This window comes from Halorhodospira neutriphila, from assembly GCF_016584055.1.
Taxonomy (GTDB): domain Bacteria; phylum Pseudomonadota; class Gammaproteobacteria; order Nitrococcales; family Halorhodospiraceae; genus Halorhodospira; species Halorhodospira neutriphila.
The window spans coordinates 1-7,689 of sequence record NZ_NRSH01000105.1; the positions used below are offsets into that span (position 1 = coordinate 1).

The 7,689-nt window shown below is 74.6% G+C and carries 3 protein-coding genes; all 3 read right to left on the reverse strand.

Going from position 1 to position 7,689, the window contains the following annotated elements; genetic code table 11:
• Positions 1-102: 102 nt before the first annotated feature.
• Positions 103-2,406, reverse strand: coding sequence for an NADP-dependent malic enzyme (locus CKO13_RS09120; protein ID WP_200259844.1), 2,304 nt, complete (start codon positions 2,404-2,406; stop codon positions 103-105).
• 76 nt (positions 2,407-2,482) lie between these two features.
• The gene (locus tag CKO13_RS09125; RefSeq protein WP_200259847.1) at positions 2,483-3,280 is read right to left on the reverse strand and encodes an alpha/beta fold hydrolase; all 798 of its coding nucleotides are present in this window, start codon (positions 3,278-3,280) and stop codon (positions 2,483-2,485) included.
• Between the two features lie 24 nt (positions 3,281-3,304).
• Positions 3,305-7,657 (reverse strand): NAD-glutamate dehydrogenase, encoded by a 4,353-nt coding sequence (locus CKO13_RS09130; RefSeq protein WP_242467970.1) that lies wholly within the window; start codon positions 7,655-7,657, stop codon positions 3,305-3,307.
• Between the last annotated feature and the right edge of the window lie 32 nt (positions 7,658-7,689).

The window sequence follows — 7,689 nt, forward strand, 5'->3', positions numbered from 1 at the left end:
CCCCGCTCGGGCGAGAAGCGCAGGGGACCCCGAAGGGGCGCGTTCGTCAGGACGCCGCCGGGCCCCGAGCCCCCGGGGCGCCGCAGCGCAGCCCTCTCAGCCTCAGCCCTCCTCAGGGCCCTCCTCACGGCCTGCCGGCTCCACCATCTGCGCCTCGACCGCGGCGAGGGCCGAGATGTTCACGATGGCGCGGACCGTCGACGACGGCGTCAGGATGTGCGCCGGCTTCGCCGTGCCGAGCAGGATCGGCCCCACGGAGACGCTGTCGGTGGTCGCCTTGAGCAGGTTGAAGGCGATATTCGCCGCGTCCAGCCCGGGCATGATCAGCAGGTTGGCCTGGCCGTCAAGCTGGGCGTCGGGGAAGATGCGCCGGCGGACCTCCTCGGAGATGGCGGCATCGCCGTGCATCTCGCCCTCCACCTCGAGGCTCGGGTCGCGATCCTGGATCAACTCCAGGGCCTGGCGCATCTTCTCCGCCGAGGCCGCCCCCGAGGTGCCGAAGTTGGAGTGGGAGAGCAGGGCCACCTTCGGGGTGGTCCCGAAGCGGCGCACGCCGTCGGCGGCGAGCAGCGTCATCTCGGCGATCTCGTGGGGGTTGGGGTCGTGGTTGACGTAGGTGTCGCAGAGGAAGAACGTCCCCTTGGGCATGATCAGGACGTTCATCGCCGCGAGGTTGCGCACCCCGCGGCGCCGGCCGATGACGTCCTGGACGTGGGCCATCTGCCGGTGGTAGCGGCCCTCGACGCCGCCGACGAGGGCGTCGGCGTCGCCGCGGCGGACCATCAGGGCGCCGATGACCGTCGTCCGGGTACGCACCACCGTCCGCGCCCGCCCGGGGGTGACGCCGCGGCGGGCCATCAGGGCGTGGTACTCCTGCCAGTAGTCGCGGTAGCGCGGGTCGTCCTCGGGGTCGACGAGCTCGAAGTCCTCCCCGATCCGGGCGCGCAGGCCCAGCCGGCGCAGGCGCACCTCCACCACCCGGCGCCGGCCGATGACGATGGGCCGGGCGAGCCCCTCGTCGACGACCAGCTGCACGGCGCGCAGGATGCGCTCCTCCTCGCCGTCGGTGTAGACGACGCGCTTGGGCTCCTCCCGGGCGCGCTCGAAGATCGGCTTCATCACCAGCCCGGACTGGAAGACGTGCTGCTGGAGCTGCAGCCGGTAGGCGTCGAAGTCCTCGATGGGCCGGGCCGCCACGCCGCTGTCCATCGCCGCCTTGGCCACCGCCGGCGCCACCCGGGTGATCAGCCGCGGGTCGAAGGGCTTGGGGATGAGGTAGTCGGCGCCGAAGCTCCACGGCTTGCCGCCGTAGGCGGCGACGACCACCTCGGAGGACTCCTCGGTGGCCAGGTCGGCGATGGCCTCGACGGCGGCGATCTTCATCGCCTCGTTGATGGCGCTCGCCCCCACGTCGAGGGCGCCGCGGAACATGAAGGGGAAGCACAGGACGTTGTTGACCTGGTTCGGGTAGTCGGAGCGGCCGGTGGCGATCACCGCGTCGGGGCGCGCCTCGCGGGCGTCCTCGGGGAGGATCTCGGGGATCGGGTTGGCCAGGGCCATGATGATCGGCTGCTCGGCCATCTGCGCGACCATCTCCGGGCTCAGCACCCCCGGCGCCGAGAGGCCGAGGAAGATATCCGTGCCCTCGATGATCTCGGGCAGGGTCCGCGCCGCCGTCTCCTGGGCGTACACCTCCTTGCGCGGATCCATGTACTCCTTGCGGCCCTTGTAGACGACGCCCTTGCTGTCCGTGACGGTGATGTGCTCGCGGGGCATGCCCATGGCCACGAGGAGGTCGAGGCAGGCGATGGCGGCGGCCCCGGCGCCGGAGCAGACCAGCTTGACCTCGTCGAGGCGCTTGCCGACGACGCGCAGGCCGTTGCGGATGGCCGCGGCGGTGATGATCGCCGTGCCGTGCTGGTCGTCGTGGAAGACCGGGATGTTGAGCCGGCGCTTGAGCGCCTCCTCGATCTCGAAGCACTCCGGCGCCTTGATGTCCTCGAGGTTGATCCCGCCGAAGGTCGGCTCCAGGGCCGCGACGATCTCGACGAAGCGCTCGGCGTCGGGCTGGTTGACCTCGATGTCGAAAACGTCGATGCCGGCGAACTTCTTGAACAGGACCCCCTTGCCCTCCATGACCGGCTTCGAGGCGAGGGGGCCGATATCGCCGAGGCCGAGCACCGCCGTGCCGTTGCTGATCACCGCCACGAGGTTGCCCCGGGCCGTCACCTCGGCGGCGGCGGCGGGATCCTCGACGATGGCCTCGCAGGCCGAGGCGACCCCCGGCGAGTAGGCCAGCGCCAGGTCGCGCTGGTTGGCGAGGGGCTTGCTCGGGACCACCTCGATCTTGCCGGGCCTCGGGTGGCGGTGGTAGTCGAGGGCGGCGTCCTTGAAGTCTTCCGACATAGAATTTCTCTAATCGAAGGCTGGAATAGCCATTATAGGGACCGGCGCGCGGCCCTTGCTAGGGCGCCGGCCGCCCTCACCCCGCGGGCGGGTAGTGGGCGGCGAGGAAGGCGTCGAGGGCCGCCGCGAAGGCCTGCGGCTGCTCGGCGTGGAGCCAGTGCCCGGCGCCCTCGAGGGCCTGGAGCTCGGCGGCCGGGAAGTACCCCTCGGCCGCCGCGCGGTGGCGCTGCGCATCGAAGTACTCGGAGCGCGAGCCGTAGAGGAACAGCGCCGGCCCCGGGTAGGTGGCGGCCAGCTCCGGGAAGCCGCGGATCGTGGGGATCGCCGCGGAGAGGGTCTCCAGCGGGATGCGCCAGCGGTAGCCGCCCCCCTCCGCGGGCTGCAGGTTGGTCAGCAGGAACTGGCGCAGCTGCGCCTCCGGCACCCGCTCGGCCAGGGCGGCGTCGATCTCGCCGCGGCTCGCCGCCGAGGCCACGTCCACCGCCTGCAGCGCCCAGATGACCGGGTCGTGGGTCTCCTCGTAGGCCACGGGGGCGATGTCGGCGACGAGCACGGCCGCGACGCGCTGCGGCGCGGTCAGCGCCAGGGTCATGGCGGCCTTGCCCCCCATGGAGTGGCCGATCACCGCGGCGCTCGCCACCCCCTCGCGGTCGAGCAGGGCGCCCAGGTCCGCCGCCATCGCCCGGTAGTCCATGTCCGGGCAGTGGGGGGAGCGGCCGTGATTGCGCAGATCCGGGGCGATCACCCGGTAGCGCTCCGCCAGGTGGCGCTGCAGCCGGCTGAGGTTGTTCCCGCTGCCGTACAGCCCGTGCAGCAGCAGCACCGGCCGGCCCTCGCCCCGTACAGTATAGTGGAGTTCCACGGTCTCGCTCATCAGCTCTCCTTGGGTCGGTGTCGGCTATCGGTTCGCGGCGGGCCGGCGCGCGTCGCCGAGCTGGACCAGCGCCTTGAGCTCCTGGACCGCCACCGCCAGCATGGCGGCGCTCGGCGTCGGCGCCCCGTCCAGCTCGGCCAGGACGCCGCGCAGGCGCTCCACGGCGGGGGCACGCTCGGCGAGGAAGCGCTCGACGGCCTCGGGCTCGGCGCCGTGGACGCGCAGCAGCTGCGCCGTCAGGCCGCGCACCTGTAGATCGTAGTCGGCCTGCAGGCCGTCGCGAAAGCGCTGCTGCCACCCATCCCCCGGCGCCAGGGCCACGAGGGCGCGGCGCAGCCGGCTCAGCCCCAGCGCCTCGACGAGCCCGTAGTAGCACCCCGCCACCGCCAGCGGCTCGGCGCCGGCGGCCTCGGCGACCTTGAGGAGATCCAGCACGACGTAGAGCGCCGGCATCACGGCGGCCCGCCCGGCGAGCTGCGCCGGCACCCCCTCCCCCTCGAGCCGCTGCCGCTCCGCGGCCGCCCGGGCGCGCTCCTCCGCCGGCAGCAGCCCCGGCAGCGCCTCGGCGAGGCGCTCGATCTGCGGCCGCAGGCGGGCGGCCATGGCGCCGGTCTCCGCGCCGGCCGCCGGGCCGTGGTTGCGCAGCAGCCAGAGCGTGGCGTGCTCGTGGAGCGCCCGGGCGCGCAGCAGCAGCCGCGTCTGCACCGCCGCCGCGATCCGCCCGTCGAGCGCCTCGAGCGCCGCCCAGTGCTCGTCGATCGCCAGGAGCTCGCCGGCGCAGGACCACGCCCGGGTGGCCTGCTCGACCCCGGCGCCGGCCTTGCGCTCGAGGCGGTGGAAGAAGGCCGGGCCCATCCGGTCGACGACCCGGTTCGCCGCGGCGGTGGCGATGAGCTCGCGGCGCAGGCGGTGGGCGCGGATGCGCTCCGGGTAGCGCCCGGCGAGCGGGCGCGGGAAGTAGTCCAGGAGCCAGCGCTCCATGGCGGGCTCGCCGGGCAGGTCGCCGGCGAGCAAGGCCCCCTGGGCGGCGATCTTGGCGTAGGCGTGGAGCACCGCCAGCTCGGGGCGCAGCAGCCCCTCGCCGGCGGCGGTGCGCTCGGCGAGGGCGTCGTCGCCGGGCAGCCCCTCGAGCTCGCGGTCGAGCGTCCCCTCGCGCTCCCAGCGGCGGATCAGCTCGGCGTGCTCCGCCCCCTCCTCGGCCGCCACCGCCGCCGAGAGGCTCAAGGCCTCGGTCTGCGCCGCGCAGGTCTCCAGCACCCGGCCCGCCACCTCCTCGCGCATCTCGGCGAGCAGGGCGTCGCGCCGGGTCCCATCGAGCTCGCCGGCGGCGATGGCCTCGGCGAGCAGGATCTTGATGTTGACCTCGTAGTCGGAGCAGGCGACGCCGCCGACGTTGTCGATGGCGTCGGTGTTGATCCGCCCGCCGCCGGCGGCGTACTCCACCCGGGCGCGCTGGGTGAGGCCCAGGTTGCCGCCCTCGCCGACGACGCGGCAGCGCAGCTGCGCGGCGTCGACGCGGACCGCGTCGGTGCCCTTGTCGCCGACCTCGGCGTGCCCCTCGCTGCTGGCCTTGACGTAGGTGCCGATGCCGCCGTTCCAGAGCAGGTCCACCGGCGCGCGCAGCACCGCCTGGATCAGCTCGTCCGGGGTGAGGGACTCGGCCTCGATGCCGAGGGCGCGGCGGGCCGGCGGCTCGAGGGCCACGGACTTCGCCCCGCGGGAGTAGACCGCGCCGCCGCTCGAGAGCACGGTGCGGTCGTAGTCGTCCCAGCTCGAGCCCTCGAGCCGGAAGAGCCGCTGGCGCTCGGCGTAGGCGGCCTCGGGGTCGGGATCGGGGTCGATGAAGACGTGGCGGTGGTCGAAGGCGGCGAGCAGGCGGATGCACGGCGAGCGGAGCATGCCGTTGCCGAAGACGTCGCCGGACATGTCGCCGACGCCGACGACGGAGAGCGGCTCGCGCTGGACATCCCGGCCGAGCTCGCGGAAGTGGCGCTGCACCGCCTGCCAGGCGCCGCGGGCGGTGATGGCCATGCCCTTGTGGTCGTAGCCGCTCGAGCCGCCGGAGGCGAAGGCGTCGCCGAGCCAGAAGCCGCGCTCGCCGGCGACCTCGTTGGCCAGGTCGGAGAGGCGCGCCGTCCCCTTGTCGGCGGCGACGACCAGGTAGGGATCGGGCCCGTCGTGGCGGACCACCCGCGCCGGCGCCCGGGGCTCGCCGCCGACCAGGTTGTCGGTGACCTCGAGCAGCGCCCCGATGTAGGCGCGGTACGCCGCGCGCACCTGCTCGGGGCCCGGCCCGCCGGGCGGCGGGCGCTTGAGGACGAAGCCCCCCTTGGCCCCGACGGGGACGATGGCGGCGTTCTTGACCGTCTGCGCCTTCATCAGCCCCAGGACCTCGGTGCGGAAGTCCTCCCGGCGGTCCGACCAGCGGATCCCGCCGCGGGCGACCTCGCCGCCGCGCAGGTGCACGCCCTCGACGCCGGGGGCGTAGACGAAGATCTCCGCCCACGGCACCGGCCGCGGCAGCCCCGGGATCGCCGCCGGGTGGAGCTTGAGGGCGAGCGCGCCGTCGCCGGCGGCGTAGTAGTTGGTCCGCGCCGTCGCCGCAACGGCCGCCTGCAGGCGGCGCAGGATGCGGTCGGCGTCGAGGCTGGGCACCTCGGCGAGGGCCTCCTGGAAGCACGCCGTGCACTCAGCGGCCCGCTCGGCGTCGCCGCGCTCCGGGTCGAAGCGCCCGTGGAAGGCCGCCACCAGCAGGGCGACGAGCCGCGGGTGGGCGGCGAGGGCCTCCTCGATGTAGTCCTGGGAGAAGCCCAGGCCCGCCTGGCGCAGGTAGCGCACCAGGGCGCGGACCAGGGCCACCTCCTGCCACGCCAGCCCGGCGGCCAGCACCAGCCGGTTGAGCCCGTCGTCCTCGGCCCGGCGCCGCCAGACGGCGGCGAAGGCCGCCGCGAAGCGCTCCGCCACCGCCTCCGGCTCGATCCGGCCCGCCCCCTCCCAGCGCAGCCCGAAGTCGTGGATCCAGCACGCCGGCCGCCCCGCCGGGGCCACCGCGTAGGGGCGCTCATCGACCACCTGCACGCCCATGTGCTCGAGGATCGGCAGGGTGTCGGAGAGGGTCGCCGGCCGGGCGCTGTGGAGGAGCCGGAAGCGCAGCTCATCGGCCGCCGCCGCCGCGGGCCGGTAGACCGCCATGGCCAGCCCCGCCTCCGCCTCGAGCCCCTCGATCCGGGCGATATCGGCCACGGCGCTGCGCGGCTCGACGTCCTCGCGGTAGGCGGCGGAGAAGGCCTCGGCGTAGCCCTCGGCGAGCCGGTTGCCGCGCTCCTCGCCGTAGGCCTCGAGCAGCGCCTCGTGCAGCCGGTCCTCCCAGGAGCGCACGGCCTCGCGCAGGCGCTGCTCGAGCGCCGGGACGTCGAGCGCCGGCAGCCCCGGCTCGGGCAGGCGCACCACGAAGTGCAGGCGGGCCAGGGGCGTGTCGCCGAGCTGGACCCGGAAGTCGCTGCGGCTCGCGCCCAGGGCCTGCTCGAGGAGCTCGCGGATGCGGCGCCGGTTGCGGGTGTCGTAGCGCTCCCGCGGGAGGAAGACCAGGCACGAGACGAAGCGCTGCCAGTCGTCGTAGCGCACCAGCAGGCGGACACGCTTGCGGCCCTGGAGGTGGAGGATGGCGGTGGCGATCCGCTCGAGGTCGTCGATGCCGATCTGGAAGAGCTCGTCGCGCGGGAAGGTCTCGAGGGTGTGGAGCAGCGCCTTGCCGGCGTGGCTGTTCGCGGCGTAGCCGGCGCGCTCGAGCACCGCCTCGACCTTGCGGCGCAGCAGCGGGATCCGCCGGGCGCTGCCGTGGTAGGCCGAGGAGGCGTAGAGGCCGAGGAAGCGCTCCTCGCCGACGACCTCGCCCGCCTCGTTGAAGCGCTTAACCCCGATGTAGTCCATGTAGCTGTCGCGGTGGACCGGCGAGCGCGCGCTCGCCTGGGTCAGGATCAGCGGCTGCGGCCCCACGGCGAGCCGGCGCGAGGCGGGGGGCAGCGCATCGAAGCGCGCCGAGGGGCCGCTCGGCGCGGTGCGCATCAGGCCGAGGGCGGTCTCCGGGCACGGCGCCAGGCGCGGCTCATCGCCGCCGACGAGCTCGTAGCAGCGGTAGCCGAGGAAGACGAAGTGCCCCTGCGCCACCCAGTCGAGGAAGGCCTGGACCTCCTCGAGCTCGTCGGCCCCGCCGGGCGGCGGCCGGCGCGCCAGCTCCGCGGCGGCGCTGCGCAGGGCCTGCCGCATCGGCCCCCAGTCGTCGACCACCGCGCGCACGTCGGCGAGGGCCCCGGCCACCTCGGCGCGCAGCGCCTCGAGCGCCGCCGGATCGGAGCAGCGGTCGACCTCGAGGTGCATGTACGCCTCCGGGCGGCCGCCCTCCCCCGGCT